This window comes from Psychrobacter nivimaris (assembly GCF_043419765.1).
GTDB lineage: Bacteria > Pseudomonadota > Gammaproteobacteria > Pseudomonadales > Moraxellaceae > Psychrobacter.
This window is the reverse complement of the sequence record NZ_JBHOFX010000005.1, coordinates 43,386-67,889: the sequence shown is the minus strand read 5'-3', so window position 1 is coordinate 67,889 and position 24,504 is coordinate 43,386. Positions and strand designations below refer to the sequence as shown.

At 41.0% G+C, this 24,504-nt stretch carries 18 protein-coding genes and 3 tRNA genes; 10 read left to right on the top strand and 11 right to left on the bottom strand.

All coding sequences use genetic code 11. The annotated features are described in order from the left end of the window. Window position 1: 1 nt before the first annotated feature. Genes ACHEVO_RS11655 through ACHEVO_RS11640 form a run of 4 tightly spaced genes read left to right on the top strand, consistent with a single transcriptional unit; the run spans window position 2 to window position 5,405 of the window. The gene (locus tag ACHEVO_RS11655; RefSeq protein WP_394125040.1) at window positions 2-1,216 is read left to right on the top strand and encodes a DNA cytosine methyltransferase; all 1,215 of its coding nucleotides are present in this window, start codon (window positions 2-4) and stop codon (window positions 1,214-1,216) included. 3 nt (window positions 1,217-1,219) lie between these two features. Further along, entirely contained in the window at window positions 1,220-2,281 is a 1,062-nt protein-coding gene (locus tag ACHEVO_RS11650) for a restriction endonuclease PLD domain-containing protein (protein ID WP_394125039.1), read from the top strand. Between the two features lie 2 nt (window positions 2,282-2,283). Continuing rightward, the gene (locus tag ACHEVO_RS11645) at window positions 2,284-3,729 is read left to right on the top strand and encodes an McrB family protein (protein ID WP_394125038.1); all 1,446 of its coding nucleotides are present in this window, start codon (window positions 2,284-2,286) and stop codon (window positions 3,727-3,729) included. Next, window positions 3,726-5,405 (top strand): hypothetical protein, encoded by a 1,680-nt coding sequence (locus tag ACHEVO_RS11640; protein ID WP_394125037.1) that lies wholly within the window; start codon window positions 3,726-3,728, stop codon window positions 5,403-5,405. The genes ACHEVO_RS11645 and ACHEVO_RS11640 overlap by 4 nt, the downstream gene beginning before the upstream one ends. Window positions 5,406-5,610: 205 nt before the next feature. Here the strand turns inward: ACHEVO_RS11640 and ACHEVO_RS11635 are convergent. The 3 genes from ACHEVO_RS11635 to ACHEVO_RS11625 all read right to left on the bottom strand — a co-directional run bounded on the left by ACHEVO_RS11635 (window position 5,611) and on the right by ACHEVO_RS11625 (window position 8,942). After that, window positions 5,611-5,685 (bottom strand) — tRNA-Gly (locus tag ACHEVO_RS11635). Window positions 5,686-6,383: 698 nt separating this feature from the next. Further along, complete coding sequence (locus ACHEVO_RS11630; RefSeq protein ID WP_394125036.1) at window positions 6,384-7,700, bottom strand: DUF3100 domain-containing protein; 1,317 nt, start codon at window positions 7,698-7,700, stop codon at window positions 6,384-6,386. 78 nt (window positions 7,701-7,778) lie between these two features. Then, complete coding sequence (locus ACHEVO_RS11625) at window positions 7,779-8,942, bottom strand: M20 aminoacylase family protein (protein WP_394125035.1); 1,164 nt, start codon at window positions 8,940-8,942, stop codon at window positions 7,779-7,781. 571 nt (window positions 8,943-9,513) lie between these two features. Here ACHEVO_RS11625 and ACHEVO_RS11620 point away from each other — a divergent pair. After that, window positions 9,514-10,233 carry a hypothetical protein gene (locus ACHEVO_RS11620; protein WP_394125034.1) on the top strand — a complete coding sequence of 240 codons (720 nt, stop codon included), beginning with the start codon at window positions 9,514-9,516 and terminating at the stop codon, window positions 10,231-10,233. Between the two features lie 93 nt (window positions 10,234-10,326). Here the strand turns inward: ACHEVO_RS11620 and ACHEVO_RS11615 are convergent, their stop codons facing one another. The 8 genes from ACHEVO_RS11615 to rsmH all read right to left on the bottom strand — a co-directional run bounded on the left by ACHEVO_RS11615 (window position 10,327) and on the right by rsmH (window position 20,626). After that, entirely contained in the window at window positions 10,327-10,626 is a 300-nt protein-coding gene (locus ACHEVO_RS11615; protein ID WP_394125033.1) for a hypothetical protein, read from the bottom strand. A gap of 431 nt (window positions 10,627-11,057) precedes the next feature. Continuing rightward, complete coding sequence (locus ACHEVO_RS11610) at window positions 11,058-12,005, bottom strand: putative RNA methyltransferase (protein ID WP_394125032.1); 948 nt, start codon at window positions 12,003-12,005, stop codon at window positions 11,058-11,060. Window positions 12,006-12,144: 139 nt separating this feature from the next. Further along, window positions 12,145-13,263 carry a phospho-N-acetylmuramoyl-pentapeptide-transferase gene (mraY, locus tag ACHEVO_RS11605; RefSeq protein ID WP_057762045.1) on the bottom strand — a complete coding sequence of 373 codons (1,119 nt, stop codon included), beginning with the start codon at window positions 13,261-13,263 and terminating at the stop codon, window positions 12,145-12,147. A gap of 3 nt (window positions 13,264-13,266) precedes the next feature. Then, window positions 13,267-14,715 (bottom strand): UDP-N-acetylmuramoyl-tripeptide--D-alanyl-D-alanine ligase, encoded by a 1,449-nt coding sequence (locus ACHEVO_RS11600; RefSeq protein WP_394125031.1) that lies wholly within the window; start codon window positions 14,713-14,715, stop codon window positions 13,267-13,269. Between the two features lie 83 nt (window positions 14,716-14,798). Continuing rightward, window positions 14,799-16,514 carry a UDP-N-acetylmuramoyl-L-alanyl-D-glutamate--2,6-diaminopimelate ligase gene (locus ACHEVO_RS11595; RefSeq protein ID WP_394125030.1) on the bottom strand — a complete coding sequence of 572 codons (1,716 nt, stop codon included), beginning with the start codon at window positions 16,512-16,514 and terminating at the stop codon, window positions 14,799-14,801. 66 nt (window positions 16,515-16,580) lie between these two features. Next, window positions 16,581-18,671, bottom strand: coding sequence for a peptidoglycan D,D-transpeptidase FtsI family protein (locus tag ACHEVO_RS11590; RefSeq protein ID WP_057762051.1), 2,091 nt, complete (start codon window positions 18,669-18,671; stop codon window positions 16,581-16,583). Beyond that, a complete protein-coding gene (gene ftsL / locus ACHEVO_RS11585; protein WP_394125029.1) occupies window positions 18,668-19,150 on the bottom strand; it encodes a cell division protein FtsL in 483 nt (160 codons plus the stop codon). The genes ACHEVO_RS11590 and ftsL overlap by 4 nt, the downstream gene beginning before the upstream one ends. A gap of 426 nt (window positions 19,151-19,576) precedes the next feature. Further along, the gene (gene rsmH, locus ACHEVO_RS11580; RefSeq protein ID WP_394125093.1) at window positions 19,577-20,626 is read right to left on the bottom strand and encodes a 16S rRNA (cytosine(1402)-N(4))-methyltransferase RsmH; all 1,050 of its coding nucleotides are present in this window, start codon (window positions 20,624-20,626) and stop codon (window positions 19,577-19,579) included. A 352-nt stretch (window positions 20,627-20,978) separates the two neighbouring features. On the opposite strand from rsmH, the gene gltX reads away from it, so the two are divergent. The 5 genes from gltX to ACHEVO_RS11555 all read left to right on the top strand — a co-directional run bounded on the left by gltX (window position 20,979) and on the right by ACHEVO_RS11555 (window position 24,378). Continuing rightward, entirely contained in the window at window positions 20,979-22,502 is a 1,524-nt protein-coding gene (gene gltX / locus ACHEVO_RS11575) for a glutamate--tRNA ligase (protein WP_394125028.1), read from the top strand. 142 nt (window positions 22,503-22,644) lie between these two features. After that, entirely contained in the window at window positions 22,645-23,010 is a 366-nt protein-coding gene (locus ACHEVO_RS11570) for a hypothetical protein (protein ID WP_394125027.1), read from the top strand. A gap of 122 nt (window positions 23,011-23,132) precedes the next feature. Further along, window positions 23,133-23,208 (top strand) — tRNA-Ala (locus ACHEVO_RS11565). A 148-nt stretch (window positions 23,209-23,356) separates the two neighbouring features. Further along, a tRNA-Glu gene (locus ACHEVO_RS11560) sits at window positions 23,357-23,432 on the top strand. A 292-nt stretch (window positions 23,433-23,724) separates the two neighbouring features. Then, window positions 23,725-24,378, top strand: coding sequence for a LysE family translocator (locus tag ACHEVO_RS11555; protein ID WP_394125026.1), 654 nt, complete (start codon window positions 23,725-23,727; stop codon window positions 24,376-24,378). Window positions 24,379-24,504: the final 126 nt, after the last annotated feature.

Genomic DNA, 24,504 nt, shown 5'->3' with positions numbered 1-24,504 from the left:
AATGTTAAATACAATTGACCTGTTCGCTGGGTGTGGTGGTCTTACCGAGGGCTTTAAGAAATCAGGAAAGTTTAATCTTCTTGCAGCTGTTGAATGGGAGTCTAAACCTGTTTTGACTCTTAGAAATAGGCTTGAGAGTGAATGGAAATATAATGATGCCAAACATAAAGTCATACATTTTGACATCCAGAGAACTGAAGAGTTATTAACAGGTTTTAACGATGAACGTTATGGTAGTTCAGTAGGTTTAGATGCTTTAGTTGATAATAAACGAGTAGATGTAGTCATAGGTGGGCCACCTTGCCAAGCCTATTCTGTAGCCGGAAGAATACGTGATACCAATAAGATGCAAGATGATTATAGGAACTTCTTATTTGAGTCTTATTTGAAAGTTGTCAGCCATTTCAAGCCTATGGCTTGTATATTTGAAAATGTGCCAGGCATTTTAAGCTCTGCTCCTGGTGGTAAATTGATTATTGAAAGGATTACTGAAGCATTTGATGAAGCAGGTTACTATATTTCTTCTAATTTAAAAGCTGATGCTTTATTTGATTTATCAGAATTTGGCGTTCCACAAAAAAGAAAACGAGTTATTATCGTTGCTATTAGCAAGCTACATTTTGAGAACCCAGAAAAAGTAGTAGAGCAATGCTATTTAAACTTAAACGATTTAAAAGTTAAGAGAGTAGCGACAGTAGAGGATGCTCTAAGCAACTTACCTAAACTCTATCCTTTAAAATCGCTTGAAAAAAGAAGGTCACATCAACTAGGTAAAAACGATATAAATACGGATATTACTGATCACAATCCAAGGTATCACAACCCTAGAGATGTTAGTATTTTCAGACTATTAGCTGAAGATATTGAAACTGGTACGAATAAATATACTTCATCAGAAGCATTACAAGATTTATATACTGAAAAAACTGGGAAAAAATCCTCTGTACATAAATATCATGTTCTAAGACGAGGGTTACCTAGCAATACTATACCAGCTCACTTGTACAAAGATGGATTGCGCCATATACATCCAGACTCACATCAAGCGAGAAGTATAACTATACGTGAAGCAGCTAGATTACAATCCTTTCCAGATGATTTTGAGTTTTTAGGATCAATGGGTGATAAATACAAAATGATAGGCAATGCTGTTCCTCCAGAATTTGCTAAGAGGATTGCTAATGCACTTTATGAGACATTAGAAAACCAGGGGTAAACGATGTTTTATTACGAGAACTTAGATAAGTTAGTTTTAAAAAAGGAGATCGATTATAACGGAACAACTATTGAAGCAGATGAAATCATTATCGTTTCTGGATACATTAGTGCCTATCCAATTTCGGAACTTACAACTTTAGGTTTCAAAAAAATTACTGTATTCGGAGGAATGTATAAAAGCGGTATTAATGAAGATGAATACAATAAACTAGTTAAGACTAATGATGCGTGTCAAGAATTAAGTATCTATATTACGAATAGAGAAGTACATTCTAAGTTATACGTATGGAAAAATAATGGAAAAACTATATCAGCCTTAATAGGTTCTGCCAATTTAACTAATAAAGGTTTAAAGACAGATTCTAGGGAATGTATGTCAGAACTATCCCCAAAAATCTATTGTCATTTAGATAGTTATTTAAATATTATTACAAAAGACAAAATAGGAATTAGAGAAAAAGATAAAATAACAGTATCAAAAGCAATACACTTTAATTCTGATAAAGAAGTAAATTCTGATAGTTTAAATATTGCTAACCATATTACATACCCTAGTGTTGAGCTATTTCTGTACAATAAAGAAAATAGAAAGGTTGAATCTAGTAGCGGTTTGAATTGGGGTTTTGGGACTGGTAATGTTAATATAAACGATTCCTGTATAAAAATCCCTACTGATTTAATAAAAAAACACTACGATTTTTTTATACCCCATATATTTAAAGATACTTCAGAAAATAGGCGGGTTACCATAATATGGGATGATAAGTTCGTTATGCCCGTTTTATTTGAAGGTAGTATGAAGAAGCTAATCAATGGAAATAAGTTTCCTAAACAAATCTCTTCTACTAAAGACAAGGATATTCAGATAGATCCTGAGTATCAAGACGTAACGGTAAAAAGTATTATGGGCATATATTTAAGAAAAAGAATGGGTATTGAGCTATCTAAACCTATTACTTATGAAATGTTAGAGGAATATGGGAGAACAAGCATTCAATTGACTCGTATTAATGAAAAGTTATACTTAGCTAACTTTTCAGTACAAGAAAAAGGTGAGGGTTAGTAATGTCTGAACTTGTCTGGATACATAGATTCAACACCAATGAACTTGGATTAGGTGATAGAGGTTCTTTTTGTTTAGTTCCAAAAGATGCTCGCGTCATATTTTTTCCAGATAATAATTTTTATTTGTTAGAGCAAGGTAATGGTCCAGATTTTGAAATTTATCTCTCGAATATAGATCAAAGCTATAAAGTAGGATACACAAAACCTCTATCAAAAACTGAACACAGGCTTTCATTAGCTGGGGAGATTAGGAATTATATTGGTAAAGAATCTACTGGAAAACTAATTACACCAGGAAAGATTGGATGCTTTTATCGTAAAGATGGAGCAATTTTTTTAACAATTGCTGAAGAAGGAAGTGCTTATGATCGTTTATTACATGACTTTCCATCTCGGGGTAAAGCCAACAATCTCATTACTGAAACAGTTTTAACTTCGGTAGCAGATTCTAACAATTCTGTTTCAGAACCAAAAAATAGCTACACAGTTAGTCAGAATGAACACAAAATGCTTAGCTTTAAAAAATCAATGCCTAATACTATTTACTATGGTGCTCCGGGAACAGGTAAATCTTATACAATAAAAGAAAAGCTTAAATCTATACCTAAAGAGCGTATTGAGACAGTGACCTTTCATCCTGATTATGATTACACGTCTTTTGTCGGTGGATACAGGCCTATTAGTGTAACTAGTGAGAATGGTGAGGACAGTATTAAGTACAAGTTCGTTCCTCAAATTTTTACTAATATGTATGTAAAAGCGTGGCAGAATCCTGAAAAAGACTTTTATCTAGCAATAGAAGAAATTAATCGAGGCAATTGTGCTGAGATATTCGGTGATGTCTTTCAGCTATTAGATCAAAACCAAGAGTACTCCGTGACACCATCAAGTGAGATGAAGGATCACTTACTAGATGTTTTTGAAAGCGGCCACGAAGGTGTTGTTAATGGTTTAAAAATGCCAAGAAATTTATCGATTCTAGCAACTATGAATACCTCTGACCAATCTTTATTTCCAATGGACAGTGCTTTTAAGCGTCGCTGGGATTGGGAGTATATACCTATAGATTATGAAAAGAGTGATACTAATCCTTCATCAAATTTTAAGGTGTATTTTGCTAACGGCGATTACTTTTGTTGGATAGACTTTATCAAAGCAGTAAATACTAAGATTAAAAGCAATCCTAATTTAGGCATGGATAAGTGTATCGGTAATTATTTTATCAAGCCTAGTGAAGACAGCATAAGTTTAAAAACCTTCATCAATAAAGCAGTGTTCTACCTGTGGAACGATGTCTTCAAAGACGAGTTTGGAAGTGAGTCAATATTTTTGGAAGATATAACTTATGAAGAATTTTTTCCTATTGAAATAAATGGTGAATTACAGGTCAGAAATATTATCAGTAATTTAGAGATTGAAGTAGTAAAAGTAGTAGATGACGCATGAAGGTTTTGATTGAAGGTGAAACTTATCCTGTAGAATGCTTAGAATCCCTATTAGACGATAGTAGTTTTTATACTCAGAATGGCTCTGAAGGAACTATAAAATCTGTAGGCTACTACTATTCTGAAGAAAAAAAAGCTTTAGTATATATGTTGCCTAAAGTTTTTATGCGTGAAGCCAGCAGTACCGTTTTTGGTATTAGTGAGCAAGAGCTAGTTGATTTTGCTTCCGGGGATACATGGAAGCATGATGCTCGGCATCAGTGGATTAGACAACTGATTATATATTTTTATAATAGCCTCAAAGAGTTCCAACGAAGACATGAAGATAGCATCTTACTTGAAAAAAACGATCAGATTTTATTGAACTCCAATATAGCCAAACAAGAGTATACTTATTTAGACCTATTACTTACTTTTGTTAACTTTTATAAAAAAAATACTAGCCTTATTTTACATAGGCATATCCAGTCATCTTCAAAAACAGCTAAGCGTACCAATTGGTCAAAGACAATCCGTACGCAATTACCATTAATGAATAGCACTGGTCAGCCTATTTATCATAAATTTCTAAATAAGAAAAAAACAGCCAATACACAAGAAGAACTCCTTGTCTACTTTTTCTCTATCTTGGAGCACTTCAATAAAGAGCACGATCTAAATATTACTATAGATAAAAGCTATAACCTTCTACAAGGTGAAGCTTTTGAAAACCTTAAAATCAATGGTTTGAGGAAGCTTAAGAAAATAAAATACCGTTATTTTTCTGATGTTTACAAGAAAATGTTTCGCTTATGCGAACTATATTTTACCAAGAATGATTTAGGGTCAACATCAAGGAAAAGCAAAGAATTCATAACAATTGACAACTATAATATAATATTTGAAGATATGGTTGATAAGTTATTTTCCGATATTATTGCAGATGACTCATCCATACATAACAAAGAAGGGCTATCGCTTAAAGACCTAAAAAACCACCCAGATGGAAAAATTATAGACCACATATACGCTGATAAATCGTTAATAGATGACTCCAATATCTTTTATATTGGTGACTCAAAGTATTATAAATCCACAACTAATGTTGGAAAAAGCTCAAAATTCAAGCAGTTTACCTATGCTAAAAACGTTATCCAATTTCATATAGATGTCTTAAATCAAACATCTAAGCTACCTGATGGCTTGAGATACCGAGATGAGATTACAGAAGGTTATAATATCAGTCCGAATTTTTTCATCTATGGCTATGTTGACGATTATCGTATCTTTGAAGAACCATTGTTAGCAGCTAAAAACGATAGCCCAATAATTTCAGCACACTTTCCTGAGCGTCTGTTCGATAGAGACACACTATTTATTCATGAATATAAACTGAACTTTTTATATGTTCTTAAGGCTTATACTTCAAGCAACGAACTATCCATACTGAGGTTTAGAAATAAAACTAAGGCGCAATTCCGAGATAAGTTTGTAAGATTTTTCAATTGCCCCGAAAAGTCAGGGTTTTTCGTATTTGAGGAGAAGTTTACTACCCAATCAGAGCTTAAAAATTATGTTGATAGTAACTTTAAAAGCTTGAATGGCAAGTGCATTAGTGTTGATAATAGTTTATTGGTTGCCGAGCCTTTAGCTTCTATTGAAGATAAAGATAAAAGCAAACGATACTTCTTTAAGTAAAACTTGACCTTATTATAACTATAATATATTTTCAGAGGCTTAAAGAATTAACCTCTTGAGATTAGGAAAAAGTTTAGTAGTTTAAAGCGTACAAAAGAGTTAATAAAATCCTTAGCTTAAGATTAATTTAAACTCAAAACTTTAAGTAATTGATGTCTTTTAAGCAAAAAAAAGCCTCACTATTAAGTGAGGTTTTTTAAGTATTTGGAGCGGGAAAAGAGATTCGAACTCTCGACCCCAACCTTGGCAAGGTTATGCTCTACCACTGAGCTATTCCCGCAATAAGCAAGCTATTCTAACAACTTATCAGCACATGTCAATACCTTTTAACTGCTATCAAATTTTATTAGCACTCTAGGGCAAATTTACATGGGTTCTTGAGGTCAAATATCATCCAATGGATGCTGAATAAAATATGCTTAACCAAAAATTCTTTTTTAGTGATAATATATGCTTGAAATCAAATAGAACTATAGAAACATTTCGTTACACTTAATCAGAGTATAAACCTAACTGCTTCTTTTAGGTCCAATACTTGAGATATGTTGGTCTAATAGTTGGTCTATAAATTAAAATACATTAAAAATCAAATACTTGAAAATTAAGTTTGACTTCCTCCTTCACCGCCAATCTTATTTTGCGTAAGCAAAGCCTTTGTTTTTCATCTTGTTCTACCCTTTCCTAAACATTCTTTATATATTTTAACAGTAAGACTTTTAGTCTATACTCACCCTATACTGCTGTCTGAAACATTTCTGTTTAGCCTTAATTTCATATGTCGTATGAGATCTAATCACTATATATCTAATTGAATAACACATTAATTGACCAATCTAAAAAACTCGTATCATGGACTGAGAGTGACTCATATAAGAGTTATAACACAAGATAACTATCTGCTCTTCTATAAGATCAAACAATAAAAACCCCAGTTGGTCAACTGGGGTTTTTTATTATCCTCAAATACCAATCTAACTTTTAGAGCATGGCTTGCGCAATCATCGCTGATCCGATGAAAGTACCTGTAAAGGTTAATACCGCAACAATGGCAATTTTAAAGCCCGATTTCTTAAACAAATCGACTTCCATTTGCGAGATGGCAAAACCAGCGTAAGCAAGTACTGGTGTTAATAATTGCAGAACGCCCAGTTTAGCGGTTTCTTCCAAAACATAAGCATTAAATGGAAACTGTGGTAGAGAGATTAAAATAGCCACAATAGATATCCAAGCAATTGCCGGTACATTGACTGGAATAAATCGCTTTAACAGCATACCAATCACACAACAGACAAACAAAATGAGCATGGCAGGTAATGCCGTTAATGGATTTACACCTTGCCCTACCCAATTGCTTAGTAGCAAGACCACGCAAATCACAGCCAATAAAATAAAAGACTGCATGATTGAAAGACTGGCAGGCTCTTCCATGACTGCATCAAGATTGGTTTCTGTCGTAGCGACTGTCTGCTTGTTATTCTTAAATTTACTGACTACTTTATACAAAAACTCTGTAAAAGGCAGTGCTACAAACAAACTAACAAATAAACCAGTGGCATACGTTAGCAAGTTAGAAGTAGCGGCAAAGGCAGTAATGGTTTCTGCTTGGGCAGGCACCGTCTCTGCTAATGCTGCTGAACAAGCACCCATCATACTACCGCTACCAATACCGCATGCCATAGCAAGTGCGCGTACATCCATAATGTCCATCGAGGCAATGATACCGGCCATTAATGAGAAGTAAATCGCGCCAAACAAGGTGCCCATGACATAGACACCCATCACACCAATGCCTTCTGGACTTTGTAAGCCGTACTTATCAGCAATCAAAGCAACGTTAGGTTCACGAGCAACAGAGTGCGTGGCACCGATGGCTTCTCGGCCCATGCCAAAGACAAGCACTGCAACAGGTAGCGCAATCAGAACGGTCGCTACATTACCTAACTCTTGTAACAGTAGTGCTGGACCAGCAGCGATGATTTCTTCGATATTGGGACCAACACCAACACCGAATTTGGCGATAAAAGGCATAATACTTAACAGAATGGCATAACTGGCAAACTTGGCGCGTTTTTTGGTTATAACTGCTTTCATCGAAGGCACGACATTAGGATTTAATAAAATCGCAAAGATAAAAGCATAAAGTAATGGCAGCAACACCAAAATGCCAATACCGATAGGGATTTTTATAATACCTATCCATTCTGCTAATAACGACACAGCAACCACTAATAAATGCAGTTTCCAATCAAGCAGATGCTTTGTCATAGTAGGCGACAGCACGCTATTGTTGTTCATATAAATTCCCTTTGAGTATGATGATGACTCTATTGATTGAACTTGGTCTGTTGAGCTTTATCTATTGATAATAAAATTTTATTCAGCGCTCTTCGGTAACTCTGACTCAACCAAAGAAACCCATACTTTGATACCTGTCTCGATAGCATCATCATTGAAGTCATAAGAGGCATTGTGCAGCGGCTTAGAAGGTATGCTGCCATCAACGCCCAACCAAAAATAGGCGCCTTTAACTACCTGACTCATAAATGAGAAGTCTTCAGAAGCCATAGAAGGTTCTACATCGGTATTGACTTTATCAACGCCCAACGCCTTAGTAGCCGCTTCTTTAATCTCAAGGTAAGCCTGACTGTCGTTGGTGGTTACTGGATAACGAATGTGGTAATCCATCTCGCCTTTGACACCATATAAAGGCGGCAGAGTGGCGACCATTTCTGTTAGCATCTCTTGCATAGATTGGCGTACATCCATATCAAAACTACGAACCGTACCTTTTAAGATGGCGACATCTGGAATCACGTTGGTGGTATCGCCGCTGTTCATTTGCGTCACGCTAATAACGCCAGACTGCAATGGCGAGACGCGGCGAGAGATAATAGATTGGATATTAGTGATTAGTGCAGCACCTGCGGCTATAGGGTCAGCGCCCAAATGCGGCATGGCAGCATGTGTGCCTTTGCCAGTTAATGTAATTTCAAAAGTATCAAAAGAGGCCATCATGGGCCCATTATTTACAGCGATTTCCCCCACTGGCAGCCCAGGCCAATTATGCAAGCCATACACAGCATCCATCGGAAATTTATCAAATAAGCCATCATCAATCATGGCTTTGGCACCGCCTAACACCTCTTCAGCAGGCTGAAAAATAAAGTGAATGGTGCCGCTAAACTCTTTATGTTGACTTAAGTGTTTTGCCGCTCCTAGCAGAACAGAGGTATGACCATCGTGACCACAAGCGTGCATACAGTTTACGTGGGTAGATTTATGCTCAACATCGTTTTGTTCTGCGATTGGCAACGCGTCAATATCGGCTCTTATACCGATAGTAGGGCCTGCACCGTTTTTCAAAGTACCAACCACACCAGTGCCACCCAAGCCTTGATGAACTTCAATACCAAAAGATTGTAACTTATCTACGATGAATGAAGAGGTCTTAAATTCTTTGAATCCAAGCTCAGGCTGGCTATGAATCTGTTTGCGCCATTGTTTGACTTCATCTAATAATGCTTCATTAACTGACATTTATTTTTCCCTTTGAAAGTATGTATTGATATACCGACGTTGGCATTGATACGCGCTATCAACTTTTGGACAGCGAAAACCATCTAATCTTTTTGCACTCTTTTATTTTTACCAAATAAATAAGCCACTTAAAGTGGCTTGTTTATGACGTAATAGAGATATATGTTCTTGAACAGCTATTGTAACCTATTTTCACGCATTCGAATAAAGCCGAGTCGTATTAGCAAGCTTCGTCTTCATCTCTTTTTGAATAGATTTTTTACAGTAGTGCAGATTATAAGCATTTTTTCAGTCGTGTTTGACCGTATAAAATTGCCGTTAAATGAGTCGATATTCTATTACGATTCGTTTTATTATCAGCTTAATTTTATTCCTAGACCCTTATACGAAAAGGCTTTGAGTTTTTCTGTGGCGCTCAATCTAGCTTTATATCTATATTTACCATCATTGCTATACCGTACAAAAATGTAATAACAATAGGGTCTCTGATACTCGGCAGATGCCATTGTCCAAAAATTGGATTATAGTAGATATCGGTAGTATTTATTTAAATAAACTAAAGGATACAATAATGAAAACACTAGGAATGTGTATCGTAACAGGACTCGGATTGAGTGCTTGCGCTACTGGTATGGGTGGCATGGCAACAGGTAATACCAATCAAAATAACAGCTCTGATAACGTCGTCACTCAATACCCAGTTGAGACTGCCCTACTCAATATCTATACCAAACAACGTAGTGAAAAACTGGTCGCTACTGTCGGCGGACAAAACGTAGCCGCAGATATTCAAATCACCCCTAAAGGCAGCATGCGCTTTAATAATAAAATGGTACAAGGCGCAGAAGTCAGCACAATCAACACAGTGAATCAGCAGATCACGGATCAGTCAGTCGCTATCAATTACTTTACGCCAAATCCATTGGTGTTCCATGGTTTTACGGATAGTACGGGTGAATATTCAATCGCTAACCAAACGACAAATATCCCTAAGATAGCTACGGTGGGCGACTCAAATCAGCTCATCACTGAAAACGTATATGCTGACAGCAGTATGCGTCAGAAAACCGCCACTTATAAGCAGGACTGGTCGCTCACACAAGATACAAATAACACGGCGTGGCTCTGTATAGAAACCTCAGGTAATCTACTTTTAACTTCTGATGCTGCAGGTACTTCGTCAGAATGCTATAAAATCAATGCCAAAGGCGATGTTTTGAGTAGTAAAGTCACACTCACTCAGCCTAATAAAAATGGCGTGTCCAAATCAATGACATTTCTCAGTCAGTAGCACTTGCTCAATTAGTAACGATCAATAGTGTCATATAAACAAAAAAAATAGCGCCTTATTAAGGCGCTATTTTTAGATGGTAAAATCGGGTTTTTACGAGCGACGGTCATGGTTGTTTTTGTCATGGTTGTTTTTGTCGTGACTATTTTTAGCATGAACATTTTTGGCTATTGCTTTGTGCTTAGCAGCCACTACGTTCGCTTTGTGATGTGACTTTGCTGCCTTAACTTTGGCATGCTTATAGTTATTACTCGCTTTATTGCTGCTGTGTTTTTGTTGCTGTACTTGAGCTGAATGATGCTTATCAAAATTAGGTGCAGCATTGGCTTGACCCACCATCGACAAACAAGCAGTAGCGGCTAAAATCGAACTAACTAGTATCTTTTTCATCATTTTATTCCTTTGAATTCATATTTAGAGTCGTTATAGATAATTCATTTAGTGTTAAATGAACTATCGTGATAAAGCTTTACTCTATCGACAAAGAGAATGATAAATGATTCTGGTATTAAGTAGATTTATGAAACTTGAAGAAAGGTTGCGATTGTTACGAGGGCATGCGCGCTTAAAGGCATGTTAGGTATTGGCGTAATGTTTGGCTAAATGACAGCGTATTTACGCTTTATCGGTAAGCATCGTAAACAGGATATTTATAAAAACGCGAATGACTAGCTGATTGATGAAGAATGCAAATACGGAAACGGTTAAGCCAAATTTCCTGATAGCAATACTTCTGCTATTCGAAAAACCTAACTCATTAGAAGTTTCTGGCTAATGTTTAAAACGAGCATAGCAATACTCCATACTGCGATGCTCTAAATGTGCTAAACAGGCGTTTTCTGCAAAATATAAACCACAAACTTCGCCTCTGTGCTAAATGCTGCTGTTTCTACGGCAGTCAATAGTGCTTGCCTTTTTTCGCTGCGGGCACGGTAAGCGTAAGGTGTCATCGTCATCAAATCAGCCAAATCCTCTGCGGATAACGTCAGCTCTGTACTGACACGGCAGGTCTCAACCAACATAAAATATGGTACCAATTCTTGCAAAAATTTATCAGAATCATGCTCACGTACATCATCAAATAACGCATCACGCATCGTTGCCAAATGCCCGATATCAGGTTTGGCAATAATTAAATAGCCCCCATCCATCAATATATTATCAAACGCCTCGGGCAAAATAGGGCTAAAAATACTGCTAATACCCATCATACTGTGCGGGCGTAACGGTAGATGTGCAGCACTGGTCACTAATGGATAGACCGCTGTCGTCTTGGCAGTATCTTCTTGGCGCGGCTGATACCATAGACGACCTGCTAGTTTACTGACTTTGGCCAGCTCAACCACTGCAGGCTTACTGATGTCAGCGGCTATCAGCGTGTCTATAACATCCAAGCCCATTTGTGCCATTGCCTGCGTGTAGTAGCCTTCTCCGCAGCCAATATCGAGCCAATTGACTGACTTGTTATCTTGCTTATCTATTAGCTCATCGTTAGACAGCAACTCTGTCATTTTTTGACTAATTAGCTTTTGGAGCGGTGCATAGTGCCCATGATTCAAGAACCGTTTACGCGCATCGATAGATTCTTGGCTGTCCCCAGGTGCTTTGGACTTTTTCTGTTGTACTGGCAGTAAGTTGACATAGCCTTGACGCGCTACATCAAAAGGATGTGAAGTCTGCTTAGGGTGCAGACTACCATCACAGCGCCAAGTATCTGCAGCAGGCTGTAGCGGTGACTGACAAAGTGGACAAATAAATAACGACACGGGCATCTCAAAGTGATAGCAATATGCTTCGCATTTTAACAAAATTCATGGGCCTTGAGCGACAAAAAGCCGTCTCAATCATGATTGAAACGGCTTTTTGGATTTTTGCAAATTGATATCCATATAGGTACTTGGCGGTTATGGCTTAACGCAGTTTTAGCGTCATTAGCCCAAGGATGACAAGGATAATGGCAATAATCCAAAATCTCGCCACCACTTGCGTTTCTTTCCAGCCAATTTCTTCAAAGTGATGGTGCAGCGGTGCCATACGGAAGACGCGTTTTTTGCGTAGTTTGTACGAGCCAACTTGTAACATCACTGATAGCGCTTCGGCGACAAACAAACCACCCATAATCGCAAAGGCAATCTCTTGACGAGTCATCACGGCGATAGTACCTAGCATTGCACCCAGTGCTAGCGCGCCAACATCACCCATAAATACTTGTGCTGGATGCGCGTTGAACCATAAAAAACCAAGACCTGCTCCGACCATTGAACCACAGACGATGATGACTTCAGAGTTGTAAGGAATATAAGGCACATGCAAGTAATCAGCAAAGCGTACATCGCCTGATACATAGGCCATCGCGCCCAAACCTGCAGCGACGAGAACGACTGGCAAAATCGCCAAACCATCCAAACCATCGGTTAGATTGACTGCGTTAGAAGCACCATTAATCACAAAGTAGGTAAAGATGATAAAGCCAATACCAAATGGCACCGCTGAAAATGGAATCATCCAGTCTTTGAATACTGGCAATAGCAGATCCTGCATCTCACGTGTGGTATTAATATCCGGTTGTAGCGTGGCGATATAGTACAAAGAAACACCGACAAACAATGCGCCCATAGACAACCAAAAGTATTTTTTGCGAGCGATTAGGCCTTTTGGATCTTTGTACTTAATTTTTAGCCAATCATCAGCCCAACCTACGGCGCCGAAGATAACCATGACCACGAGCAAAATCCAAACATAAGGATTATTTAATCGTGCCCATAGTAGCGTCGATATGCCAATCGCACTGAGGATCAATACCCCGCCCATGGTTGGTGTACCAGTCTTTGCCAAATGCGATTGAGGCCCATCATTACGAATGGCCTGACCATATTTGAGCGAACGCAAGTGCCGAATGACACGGCCACCAAACATCATGCTAAACATAAGGGCGGTAACAACGGCAAGCAATGCTCGCAGCGTCAACGAAGAAACCGCAGAAAACGGCGTATAATACTGGCCAAGCCAGCCGAACAACCAAACTAACACCGCCTACTCCTTTACTAGCGCATGAATAAGTGTTTCCATTCCCATGGAACGAGAGCCTTTGAACAACACAGTACAAGGCTTAGCTTGTTGCGCTTGCAAATACGGCTGTAAATACTGTAATAAACTGTCTTTGTCGGCGAAAGCATGAGCGCTGATATCAGACACCTCTTGCGCACCCGCAACGGTATAAGGGGCATATTCGCCAACACAAAGCAGCACGTTGATACCTGTGGTCGCGATAGTACGGCCCAAGCTTTGATGCTCACTAATAGCCGCCTCTCCTAGCTCACCGATATCGCCCAACACCATGACTTGCGTACCCGTTTGCGCAGCCAATACTTTGGCGGCGGCACGTACCGAATGAGGGTTGGCATTATAAGTATCATCAATGAGACGATGCATACCAAGTATCTGGCTATTTAGACGACCTTTAGCAGGACGTGCATTTTCGAGCCCAATCACAATGTCACTTACCTCAATATTTAGCGCATGCGCACAGGCAGCAGCGGCCAAGGCATTATTAACATTGTGCTCACCTGCCAATGGCAAGTTGATATCATGGACTTGGTTACCGATATGTAGCTTAAATTCGCTACGCTCAGGCTCTACGTCTAGATGGCTTGCGCTTACATCCGTATTACCAAAGCCAATCACATGTGAGGTATGCTTTTCAGCGATACGACGTAGCTGATTGGTAAAATCATCCTTATCGGGAACGATTGCAAACTGCGCGTCCGTCAACGTATGGTAAATCTCAGCCTTGGTTTGGCAGATACCTTCACGGCTACCAAATTCACCCAAATGCGCTGTACCGATGTTTAAGATACAGGCCACGTCAGGCTGAACGATTTCAGTCGTATAAGCAATCTCGCCAATATGGTTTGCGCCCAACTCTAAAATAGCGTAACGATGATGATCTGATAGCTCAAGCAACATCATTGGCACACCCAAATCGTTATTGAGGTTACCACGAGTGATCAAAGTCGGTGCCAATCTACCAAAGATACTGCCTAGCATTTCTTTGCAAGTGGTCTTGCCGCTAGAACCCGTAATAGCAATCACGGTTAAATCTGTATGCTGCTGACGACGATACGCTGCCAATTGACCTAGTGCCAAACGAGTATCGCTGACTACCAATTGTGGAATAGCATTTGGGCCGGACAACGAGATAGGACGCGAGACGACAGCAGCAACAGCGCCTTTTGATATTGCTGTCTCGATATAATCGTGACCATCAAAATTATCGCCGCTTAGCGCCAAAAATATATCACCTGCCTTTATCGTGCGGGTATCGGTGGCTATACGTTTACTAGACAAGGCCGTCTGCTCTGCTGCATGGCCTTGTGGTAGTTGCCAATGCCCATCGAGCGACGTGGTCGCTGCGAGCAAATTGTCCATTTGCCAGACATAGAGCCCTTGCGACTGGGCAGTATTATCGGTGTCGGCTGTCATAATGATTACCTTATATGATGACTACTTAATTTTTATATTTAATGATCAATTTTTTACTAATGCATGTATCGAAAGTCAATCAACTACACACGTCCCGCCTGACTCAATGCCTGCTGCAAAACAACACTGTCATCGAAATCATAACGAACGTTGTTAATCTCTTGATAGGTTTCGTGACCTTTACCTGCGATGACCACGATATCATTTACACCTGAGTGACTAACTGCATATTCAATGGCGGTTTGGCGGGCAGGCTCGATATGGGTTCGTTGATATTGCTCAGCTGTCATACCAGCCTGCATATCTTGCAAAATTACATTGGGGTCTTCGGTACGTGGATTATCCGCGGTCAAAACAACTTGATCAGCACCTGCCAGACCTGCTTGCGCCATCAACGGTCGCTTGCCTGCATCACGATCTCCGCCGCAACCAAATACCGCCCATAGCTGACCTTTACAGTGGGTTTTTAAACTTGCCAGCACTTGGCTTAGCGCATCTGGAGTATGCGCATAATCAACGATAAAGCAGCCATCATTTGATGATACACGCTGCATACGCCCAACTGCACCTTGCAACTGTGCAACAGCAGGCGCAATATGTTCAATATTCATAGCCAAGTCAGTATCAAGTGCTACGACAGCTGCGATCGCTGCGAGCAAATTGGCTACATTGAAGCGACCTAATAATGGACTAACAATCTCTATGTTGTCAGCTTTCTCATCACCAAAATCAGTACGCAAATTTATTTTGACGCCTTGCAGACTTGGTATGATATCAGCGGCAACGAAAGTAGCAGCTTTTGATGAATCCAAACTGTATGTCCATACCGTCAAACCGCTAGCGTTTGCCGTATCTAACATAACCTGAGCGTGCTCATCATCGATGTTGATAATGGCATGAGTCAAATCTGGGAAATGAGCTTTATCAAGCAGCTTGGCTTTGGCAGCGGCATATTCTGCCATATCAGCATGATAGTCTAAATGGTCACGACTCAAATTGGTATAAATTGCCACAGTGACTGGCATACCTTGTAGACGTTGCTGGTCCAACCCGTGAGAGCTGGCCTCTAATGCCAATATTTCTGCCTGCTCTGTTCCCATTTGATATAGAAACTGTTGGACAGCTAACGCATCGCCTGTGGTATGGCTGGCTTGCACCAGAGCGCCAAGTCGACCATTACCTGCCGTACCCATCACTGCGCTACTCTGACCCATCAACTGAGTAAGCTGTGCCACTAATTGACTGATGGTTGTTTTACCATTTGTACCAGTCACCGCAATCACGGTCGGTAGAGTCACTGGCTGCTGATATTGCAGGCGCGCTTGAATTAAGCTACCTAAAAAGTCGCGAATGTTAGGAACGTACAATACAGGGCATGGTAATGCTGCTAGTTGCTGAGGTGCATTAGCAATACTATCTGTCTTAGGTTCACTATTGGTATTTGAGAGGTTGTTTGCTTCGCTCAGCAAAACAATAGGGTCAATTTCTGAGAGAATAAACGCAGCTTGCTCAGCGGCTTGTAGTAGATAATCGCGACTTTTTTGAGGGTTGGCTGTTTGACTTTTTAACAGGACAAATACGTCATTCGCATCCAATTGGCGATTGTCCAAGCGAAACTGTTGAAACGAAATATGGGCAATAGACTGGGATTGATCTGAACCTACCTGATTGGATGCGTCCTGAATCGATGTTGCTATCATCGCTGTAAGCTGCTCAGCCAGCTTTTGCTGCTGGCTTTTATTGGCATCTATAAGCTGTTGTAAAGTAACAGTAGCGCTATCTAGCGATGATATAGTCATAGATAAATCCTAAACAGTTAAAACGTGTCAGCTCAGTAGAACTGGACATTTAAAATAATTGAACGCTTACTGCGCTTCCGTTTTTAGTGGCTTATCCAAAGGCACATTATACAATCGTAATGCTTCTTTCATCACATTATGGAAGACAGGTGCGACCGTTAGACCAGCATAAATCTGACCGCGCGGGTCTTCGATAAGCATCACGCCTACCAGCTTTGGATTGGATGCAGGCGCCATACCAGCAAAGACGTTACGATACTGATCCGTATAGTAACCACCGTCTGGATTGATGCGGCGTGACGTACCCGTTTTACCTGCCACGCGATATCCATCAATAGCAGCGGCTTTTGCCGTACCACCAGGCTCAGTCACGCTCTCAAGCATCTGTACAATCGACATTGCCTGCTCATGCGCCATAATGCGTTTGCTTGGCTGTGACTTATCATCTTTAATTAAAGTTAATGGATGCATGACTCCACCTGCTGCTAGGGCTGAATACGCCTGTGCAACCTGTGCTAATGTCACTTGCAGACCATAACCATAACTAACCGTCGCACGACGCGAGGTTTCTTTTTCTTTTGGCGTGACGATTAGACCACTGCCCTCACCTGGGAATTGCAAAGGTGTTTTTGAGCCAAAGCCAAACTGTCGTTGCATATTACTAATAGCATCGGCTGGCAGTGATAGCGCAATCTTGGTCGAGGCAACGTTACTAGATTTCTGTAATAGCGTGGCCATGTTAATCATGCCCAAATTATTATGATCTCGAATGGTATAGCCACGTACGCGAATCGAACCAGGATTGGTATCAATCAAAGTCGTTGGCGTATATTTGCCCGAGTCTAGCGCTGCCGCCACGGTAAACGGTTTCATTACCGAACCTGGCTCAAACACATCTAACAATGCGCGGTTACGCTGGTTTTCACCCGTCATCTCATTAAGGTTGTTTGAGTTAAATGACGGCCATGTTGATAATGCCAACACTTCACCAGTCTGCACATCAACGATCATACCCGTTGACCAGCGTGCTTTTTGCAAACGCCCAGCCTTTTCTAGCTCTTTATACAGCAAATACTGTAAACGCGAATCAATCGTTAATGCCACATCTTTGCCAGGTACTTCTGGCTCGATTTGTTTGATTTCTTTTAGGCTATTTTGTTTGGCGTCTTTTAGAACTAAAACTTTTCCGTCATCACCTGCCAGATCTTTTTCATACTGACGCTCAATACCAGCACGGCCTTCGTAGCCGCCTTCGGGATCTTTGGCGTTTTGACCCATAAAACCTAGCAGCTGTGCGTTAGACTGTGGCTGCGGGTAATAACGCTGAAAGAAATTCTTTTCGTAGACGCCAGGGAAGTCAAGCGAGCTGACGCTTTGGGCAATCTCAGGTGTAACTTTATTAAGCAGTGGCAAATAGTGCGAGCCTGCGCCAGATGGCAAAGCAGCTTTTACGGCTTTCTCATCGGTCACATCGATACTGTCATCAATAGCCGTGACTTTCTTTAGTTCATCGACCGAGATATTGGCAGCAGCGGCTAGCTTTGTCAGATCCATATTATCCAGACGCTTCTGCATACGCGCCTGTAATTGTGGACTGCTAGGATTGGTAATGATAATGCGCTTTAGCTCGTAATATTCACGCGAATAATCATGCGGACTAAACGAAACCGTCGCGAGCGGCGCGCTGACCGCAAGCGGTAGATTATTACGATCGGTAATCATACCGCGATAAGATTTTTGGGTGCGCTCACTGGTAATGAGCTCATTACCTTTGTCTTGATAAAACTGTGCATTAGCAACCTGAATATAATAGGCGCGGCTAATCAGTAGCGCTAATATGACCAGCGCTAGACCCCAGACCATACGAAAACGGTTTTTGTCTTGTTCGAAACCACCGAGAGCAGAAGCACCTGACGCTTTGCTCGAAAAAACCATTTTACTTTTGCGATTTTTTACACTGGTATAAGCACCTTGGGTATCGCTTTTTTTGATACGACCAAACAATTTGGCCTTACGATTACTTGCAGCTTTATCAGGCTTGCTACTCGTCTGACCAGATTTAGCAGCACTGGCTCGGCGTAGAGGTTTGGTTACCTTGCCGCTGGCTGGTTTTTTGCTAGTATTTTTTGCGGTGGATTTAGGCTTTTTTTCACTCATTGTCCTGCCTCCGTCGCTGGTTCTTCAGGAGAGATGTCGGTAGAGGCACGTGGCCCAATGACATCATTCAAATCTTCATCTGAGTCTTCCGTAACCACTGGCACCAATGCAGTAGCGACACCAGGCTGGATAATCAGCTTATCCTTTAATGTTGGTGAATACATGCCCAATTCAGCAACCGCTCGACTGGCAATCTGCGGCGTGGCGCTAAAGGTTTGTTGCTCAATCAATAGACGCTGATGCTCTACTTGTAGCTTACGTTCTTGTTTTTTCATGTCTTGCAAAGTTTTGTAGTCCTGATGATATTGCTGAACTTCTTCGGCAGTTTTGATACCACTCCATACAATCGTGGCGGCCAATAGCAGTAGCACGACCACATAAATGCTCACCACATTAAACCGGCGCACGAACAGCTCGCCGACATCGGTATTATAAGGTGTAGCAGTGCGGCGATTCGCAGGTTTGTCAGATATTGCCATGACGATCTCAAAAAGGTGAACGTAAACGATAGAGTAGATAACGGATTGCGAAAGATGAACGTGTCATTATTCGGTCATACCATCGATAAATATAAAACCAAAGACACTTATAAGTGTAAAACCTAAACCTAAAAAACGAATATGAAAAACACAGCCAATAGCTAATATATTCAATAGCCACAAGTCATCACAACTCATGACTATCAATATGCCATACCATAACCAAACACGTTGAGTGGCTATACTATATAAAACCATTCAACTATTAAGCAGATAAAAACTAACTGCTGAGCCTAACAGACAATATTTACAGATTTTTAACAGTGGCGTAGCCATTAGGACGTTTGCGCATCATTTAGACAAACATTAGCAATCTTAGACAACTCACCAATTTTATTCGACTATGATTTGTGGCAGCATGATGTTCTATGGTGCTGTTATCTGCTCATAAGCTGTGTCAGTACGCGTTGCCATACGCAGCCATGCGCTACGCGCGCGCGGGTTTTGACTCGTCTCAGCTTTGCTTGGGCCAACACGTTTTGGCTTGCTAAAATAGCGCGGACGATTCGGCGGCATTGGCAGGTTTTCGTCTTCTGGATATTGCCCTTTACTATGTCGCTGCAAAAACTGTTTGATACGGCGATCTTCTAATGAGTGAAAGCTAATGACCGCTAGTTGACCACCTGACTTTAAGATAGGAATACTTTGCGCTAAAAAGTCGTCAACATCGCCTAGCTCGTTATTAATAAAAATACGCATGGCTTGAAAGCTTTGCGTCGCTGGATGTTTGCCGCGCTGCCAGTTGGGATGCGCTACTTTAATCACTTCTGCCAACTCAAGCGTAGACTCGTAGCTCTCCATCTGTTTGATAGCACGAGCAATACGGCGACTGTGACGCTCTTCACCAAAATCATAAAGCACATTGGCCAACGTTTCATCATCGACTGTTTCGAGCCATTCGGCAACTGACTGGCCTCGACTGGTGTCCATACGCATGTCTACTGCCCCGTCACGCATAAAGCTAAAGCCGCGACTACCATCATCAATCTGCGGTGATGAAATGCCCAAATCCGCCATCAAGCCATCAACTTCACTGATGCCCATAGCAGCCAGACTATCGGTCAACGTCGCAAAACTATCGTGAACCACACGCACACGGCTGTCTTTGCTTGCCAGCTCTTGCGCCACACTAATGGCGGTCGGATCTTTGTCAAAGACAATCAGTGTTGCGTCATCGGCGAGTTGACTTAGTAGCAGTCGACTATGGCCGCCACGACCAAAGGTCGCATCAACATAGATACCACTTATATTTAAGCTATTTTGGTCGCCTTCTGTTTGCTTGGGCAAGGACTTCACACCTAGTACTGCTGCGACGGTCTCTTGCAGCAGCACCGCATCATGGACAAAACTCAATTCATCAGACGTGATATCACCCTCATGACGGGCGTGAGTAACATCCAGATCGACATCTTGCATAGACGCATCCTTTACAACAGAAGGACTAGACACTGACTCAGAGAGATCAGCGGCGGCAGAAGGACTGGCTTTCGATTTTGGCTTAGACTTTGATAGGGACACAAACAACTCAATAGATGACGACCATACTGGCCAGTAATTAGATGAAAATAAACAAGTTATGACTTGCTTAGCATTATTATCGCAAGGATACACCTGTAGTCAAGCACTAGAAGGGCTTTTCATTAAAAATATCACATGTCTCTGTTATACTAGCGCTATATTTTACGCTATTTCTTGACATCGACTTCATATCTTTCATCGCTATTTATACTGATAGCTTATATCGATAGCAAACTTTGAGACTTTTACCATGCAAACCTCTACTGACAGCACGCGCCCTGTGCGCACGCGTATCGCCCCATCACCAACTGGCTTTCCTCACGTAGGTACTGCCTATATTGCCCTGTTTAACTTGGCTTTTGCCAAAGCGCATGGTGGCGAATTCATCTTACGTATCGAAGACACTGATCAGACTCGCTCGACTGAGCAATCAGAACAAATGATTTTGGATGCCCTACGCTGGGTTGGGTTGGATTGGAGCGAGGGCCCAGATATTGGCGGCCCACACGCCCCTTATCGTCAGAGCGAACGTAGCGATATCTACAGAAAACACGCTGAGATACTCATAGAAAAAGACCATGCGTTCCGCTGTTTTTGTACCAGTGAAGAGTTAGATGTTATGCGCGCTGAACAAATGGCTAATGGCGAGACCCCTCGTTATGATGGTCGCTGTGCCCATCTTGCACCAGAAAAAACCGAGCAATTGGTAAGCGAGGGCAAGCCGCACGTGATTCGTATGCGTGTACCGACCGAAGGCACTTGTCAGGTACAAGACATGCTACGTGGCACCGTTGAGTTCCCTTGGACTCAAGTCGACATGCAAGTACTGCTAAAAACAGACGGTATGCCAACGTATCATTTAGCCAACGTCGTTGATGACCATTTGATGGAAATCACTCATGTGATGCGCGGTGAAGAGTGGTTGAACTCTGCGCCTAAGCATCAACTGCTATATGATTATTTTGGTTGGGAAATGCCAACGCTTTGCCACATGCCGCTACTGCGTAACCCAGATAAGTCAAAACTGTCTAAGCGTAAAAACCCAACCTCTATCACCTACTATCGTGATGCAGGCGTGCTACCTGAAGCATTGTTAAACTATCTCGGTCGTATGGGCTACTCAATGCCTAATGATGCTGAGCAATTCACACTAGAAGAAATGATTGCCAGCTTTGATATTCAGCGTGTGTCGCTTGGCGGCCCTATCTTCGATATCGAAAAATTAAACTGGCTCAATGCAGAATGGCTACGTGCGCTTAGCCCTGAAGAGCTAAAGAATAAAATCCTTGAATGGGCTAGTAACAGTGATAAGCTAACGGCTATCGCAGCGGCGATTCAGCCACGTATCGAGCTATTGTCTGATGCGGTTAATTGGGGTGGTTTCTACTTCCAAAACCTACCTGATATCAATGCTGAGAGCTTCACTCATAAATCGCTCACCCCTGAGCAAATTATCGAGATGCTGCAATTAGCGCTTTGGCAGTTAGAAGTCCTGCCGACGTGGTCAGAAGAAAATATCTACGCCACGCTAAAAGGCCTTGCTGCTCATCTGGATATTAAGATGCGTGACTTTATGGCGCCGTTCTTTATCGCTATCGCTGGTAGCACCTCATCGACGCCAGTCATGAACTCTATGGCGATTATCGGTGCTGATATGACGCTGACACGCTTGCGCCATGCGGTTGACGTACTGGGTGGCCTCGGTAAAAAGAAACTGAAAAAACTTGAGAAACAAGCGGCAGAGTTGCCAGATTTCTTAACTGCTGCTGAATAACTTATCTACTAAACAGTTAACTAGCTAAACTTGTCGAATGTAAAAGGGTCAGGCCATCTCTGACCCTTTTTTCGTTAAGCGCAGTTATTACTACCTCAAATTATTAGACATCTTTTATTAAATATTTTAATTGGAAATAAACATGGCCGCCAAAACCGTCACGATAGAAAGCAAAGACTATGTCTTTAATACCCTAAAAGAAGCACAGAAATATTATGATGCCATCATAAAGGAACTGTTTGATGCAACTTTGACCCTGACCAAGGGCCAAGACTTCGAAGATTTAAAATGGATATACAGCACTTACTGTGGTTACACCAAGCATAATCTAGATAAATTGGGCGAATATGACATCATTGGCGTCAAAGGCATCAGAACTATCCGAGAAAAAGGCGGTCAATATATGCCAACTGAATGCTGTGCGATTATTTTTTCTGATGGTAGCGAAGAAGAGCTTTATACCGATAAAGCCATCAAAGAGATCGCGCTGAAGCAAAATCCACGCTAATTTGGGCTTGTTGAGCCTTTAAAATAGGCTAAATCGCTTTTTTTTGCATATTTATGAATTATTTTTAAAATAGTTGTTGACAAGACTGCCGCTCTTACATAAAATACGCACACTCTTAGCGAGGGGCTATAGCTCAGTTGGTAGAGCACTTGCATGGCATGCAAGGGGTCAACGGTTCGACTCCGTTTAGCTCCACCATACTTATTTATAGCAACGCTCAGTATTACTGAAACGTAATAATAAATACTCGCTAGTAGGACGATATCAGCACCTAGGCAATGCTTATTTAATAAGCTATCTGATATTGTGAAGTACCGTTGTAACCACTGGTTATAACACTCTATGCGTCCCCATCGTCTAGAGGCCTAGGACACCGCCCTTTCACGGCGGTAACGGGGGTTCGAATCCCCCTGGGGACGCCACTATTCGGCGTCACTTATTAGCACTTTTGCTTAGCATCAGGTTAGACTAATAAGCGAACAATAAAAAAGCCCAGTCATCATATGGTGACTGGGCTTTTTTATGTCTGTCGTTTCTTAAAACCCTCTATTCTGTTGTCGTTAGCTTATTATTAATAGCTGCTAGCTTACTGTTGATAGCGCTATTGCCAACCTATCTAATACTCGTTAACATCGACCTGACAAGCGTATTGATAAAGTGCAGCTACCTACTATAAATGATGGGGCTTAGCGTGATTAAAGGGAAGTGATTGCGATGTTTGGTATCGAGAGTTATCTAGGGTTTATCTTAGCGGCTATTTTGTTAAACCTAACGCCAGGTACGGATAGCATGTACATCATCACCCGTAGTATTTCACAGGGGCAAACAGCAGGGTTTTATTCTGTTCTTGGCATTACTTCGGGTGTTTTGGTACATACGTTATTGGCGGCACTAGGATTGTCCGTATTACTTGCCAACTCCCCTATCGCTTTCATGATCGTCAAATATATCGGTGCGGCTTACTTGTGCTATTTGGGTCTAAAAATGCTACTGAGCAAAAACTCTAACTCGATAGCAAACAATTTATCCAAAGATCAGGACGTGACTAGCCAAAAGACTGTAGATGGTTGGCAAATATATAAGCAAGGTGTGTTGACCAATACTTTTAACCCAAAAGTCGCTTTATTCTTCTTGGCGTTCTTCCCTCAGTTTATCGACGCTAGTTATGCTTATGGCATGCTGTCATTTTTGATGTTGGGGCTGACCTTTGCCACCACAGGCTTTATATGGTGCTTGAGTTTGGCGCTGTTGGCGTCAAAGTTCAGCAAAAAACTAAGAGAGAATCCAAAAATTGAATCCATGATGAATAAAATAAGTGGTGTCGTATTTATGGGGCTAGGAATTAAGCTGTTGACTGAAAAAGCTTGAAGAGTAAATATGCTTAAATTATTAAGTCAGATTAGACTAGGATATATTAATACTTACTGTATCATTCATCTTTGATAACTATGAAGATGCAAGCTTATATTTACTTCAAAAACATAGTTTTATCAG

What these genes read in the sequence shown, in the direction of transcription:
- ACHEVO_RS11625 (WP_394125035.1), bottom strand. Translation starts at nt 8,942, where the DNA reads ATGTCAGTTAATGAAGCATTATTAGATGAAGTCAAACAATGGCGCAAA.
- ACHEVO_RS11640 (WP_394125037.1), top strand. Translation starts at nt 3,726, where the DNA reads ATGAAGGTTTTGATTGAAGGTGAAACTTATCCTGTAGAATGCTTAGAA.
- ACHEVO_RS11645 (WP_394125038.1), top strand. Translation starts at nt 2,284, where the DNA reads ATGTCTGAACTTGTCTGGATACATAGATTCAACACCAATGAACTTGGA.
- rsmH (WP_394125093.1), bottom strand. Translation starts at nt 20,626, where the DNA reads ATGCAAGATGTCGATCTGGATGTTACTCACGCCCGTCATGAGGGTGAT.
- ACHEVO_RS11600 (WP_394125031.1), bottom strand. Translation starts at nt 14,715, where the DNA reads ATGACAGCCGACACCGATAATACTGCCCAGTCGCAAGGGCTCTATGTC.
- ftsL (WP_394125029.1), bottom strand. Translation starts at nt 19,150, where the DNA reads ATGGCAATATCTGACAAACCTGCGAATCGCCGCACTGCTACACCTTAT.
- gltX (WP_394125028.1), top strand. Translation starts at nt 20,979, where the DNA reads ATGCAAACCTCTACTGACAGCACGCGCCCTGTGCGCACGCGTATCGCC.
- ACHEVO_RS11555 (WP_394125026.1), top strand. Translation starts at nt 23,725, where the DNA reads ATGTTTGGTATCGAGAGTTATCTAGGGTTTATCTTAGCGGCTATTTTG.
- ACHEVO_RS11655 (WP_394125040.1), top strand. Translation starts at nt 2, where the DNA reads ATGTTAAATACAATTGACCTGTTCGCTGGGTGTGGTGGTCTTACCGAG.
- ACHEVO_RS11620 (WP_394125034.1), top strand. Translation starts at nt 9,514, where the DNA reads ATGAAAACACTAGGAATGTGTATCGTAACAGGACTCGGATTGAGTGCT.
- ACHEVO_RS11590 (WP_057762051.1), bottom strand. Translation starts at nt 18,671, where the DNA reads ATGAGTGAAAAAAAGCCTAAATCCACCGCAAAAAATACTAGCAAAAAA.
- ACHEVO_RS11650 (WP_394125039.1), top strand. Translation starts at nt 1,220, where the DNA reads ATGTTTTATTACGAGAACTTAGATAAGTTAGTTTTAAAAAAGGAGATC.
- ACHEVO_RS11630 (WP_394125036.1), bottom strand. Translation starts at nt 7,700, where the DNA reads ATGAACAACAATAGCGTGCTGTCGCCTACTATGACAAAGCATCTGCTT.
- ACHEVO_RS11610 (WP_394125032.1), bottom strand. Translation starts at nt 12,005, where the DNA reads ATGCCCGTGTCGTTATTTATTTGTCCACTTTGTCAGTCACCGCTACAG.
- ACHEVO_RS11595 (WP_394125030.1), bottom strand. Translation starts at nt 16,514, where the DNA reads ATGACTATATCATCGCTAGATAGCGCTACTGTTACTTTACAACAGCTT.
- ACHEVO_RS11570 (WP_394125027.1), top strand. Translation starts at nt 22,645, where the DNA reads ATGGCCGCCAAAACCGTCACGATAGAAAGCAAAGACTATGTCTTTAAT.
- ACHEVO_RS11615 (WP_394125033.1), bottom strand. Translation starts at nt 10,626, where the DNA reads ATGATGAAAAAGATACTAGTTAGTTCGATTTTAGCCGCTACTGCTTGT.